We start from the raw sequence: 1,537 nt of genomic DNA on the forward strand, positions 1-1,537 counted from the left end.
ATAAAGCAGGCACATGGCAGCGACCTACTCTCCCACGGGTACCCCCCGCAGTACCATCGGCGCTGGAGGGCTTAACTGCCGGGTTCGGCATGGATCCGGGTGTTTCCCCTCCGCTATGGCCACCATATGCCTGCTTCAAACCTTTACTCAAAAATCGCTAGGGAAAGAGGAAAAAAGTATTTAAGGACAAGGCCTCGGTGTATTAGTACCGGTCAGCTGCACCCCTCTCGGGGCTTCCACCTCCGGCCTATCTACCCTGTCATCTCCAGGACACCTTACCTGGCTTCCCCAGTGGGGGGTCTCATCTCGAGGGAGGCTTCCCGCTTAGATGCCTTCAGCGGTTATCCTTTCCGAACATGGCTACCCGGCTCCTGCAGCTGGCGCCACAACCGGTACACCAGAGGTTCGTCCACTCCGGTCCTCTCGTACTAGGAGCAGCTCCTCTCAAACCCCCTACGCCCGTGGTGGATAGGGACCGAACTGTCTCACGACGTTCTAAACCCAGCTCACGTACCGCTTTAATGGGCGAACAGACCAACCCTTGGGACCTGCTACAGCCCCAGGATGCGATGAGCCGACATCGAGGTGCCAATCCCCGCCGTCGATAGGAACTCTCGGGCGGGATCAGCCTGTTATCCCCGGGGTAGCTTTTATCCGATGAGCGACGGCCCTTCCACTCGGAACCGCCGGATCACTAGGACCCACTTTCGTGCCTGCTCGAGCTGTCGCTCTCGCAGTCAGGCCACCTTATACCCTTACGCTCTTCAGGCGATTTCCATACGCCTTGAGGTGACCATCGCGCGCCTCCGTTACTCTTTAGGAGGCGACCGCCCCAGTCAAACTGCCCACCTGACACTGTCCCGCCTTCGCGGTTAGAACCCCAGCACATCAAGGGTGGTATCCCAAGGACGGCTCCACTAAGGCTAGCGCCTTAGCTTCACAGCCTCCCACCTATCCTGTACATGACGTACCAAAGTCCAATATCAGGCTACAGTAAAGCTCCACGGGGTCTTTCCGTCCCACCACGGGTAACCGGCGTCTTTACCGGTCCCACAATTTCACCGGGTCTCTCGCTGAGACAGCGTCCAGATCGTTACACCTTTCGTGCAGGTCGGAACTTACCCGACAAGGAATTTCGCTACCTTAGGACCGTTATAGTTACGGCCGCCGTTTACCGGGGCTTCGGTTTAGAGCTTCGCCAAATCGCTTTGGCTAACCCCTCCCCTTAACCTTCCGGCACCGGGCAGGTGTCAGGCCCTATACATCGGCTTTCGCCTTTAGCAGAGCCCTGTGTTTTTATTAAACAGTCGCCTGGACCTGGTTTCTGCCACCCGCTTCGGCTTCCCCTGTTAAAGAGTACACCTAACGCGGGCACCCCTTCTCCCTAAGTTACGGGGTCAACTTGCAGAGTTCCTTAGCGAGAGTTATCCCGTCCACCTTCAGTCTGCTCAACCAGCCCACCTGTGTCGGTTTAGGGTACGGGCACCCTGGCTCCTCCCTAGAGGCTTTTCTTGGCAGTGCAGCGTCAACGCCTTCG

The 1,537-nt window shown here is 57.6% G+C and carries 2 rRNA genes; both read right to left on the minus strand.

Going from position 1 to position 1,537, the window contains the following annotated elements:
* Window positions 1-11 precede the first annotated feature (11 nt).
* Window positions 12-127 (minus strand): 5S ribosomal RNA (rrf, locus tag BLU12_RS09805).
* Window positions 128-182: 55 nt separating this feature from the next.
* Window positions 183-1,537 (minus strand): 23S ribosomal RNA (locus BLU12_RS09810); the annotation flags it as partial.

Origin of the sequence: Acetomicrobium thermoterrenum DSM 13490, from assembly GCF_900107215.1 — a bacterium.
Classification (GTDB): Bacteria; Synergistota; Synergistia; order Synergistales; family Acetomicrobiaceae; genus Acetomicrobium; species Acetomicrobium thermoterrenum.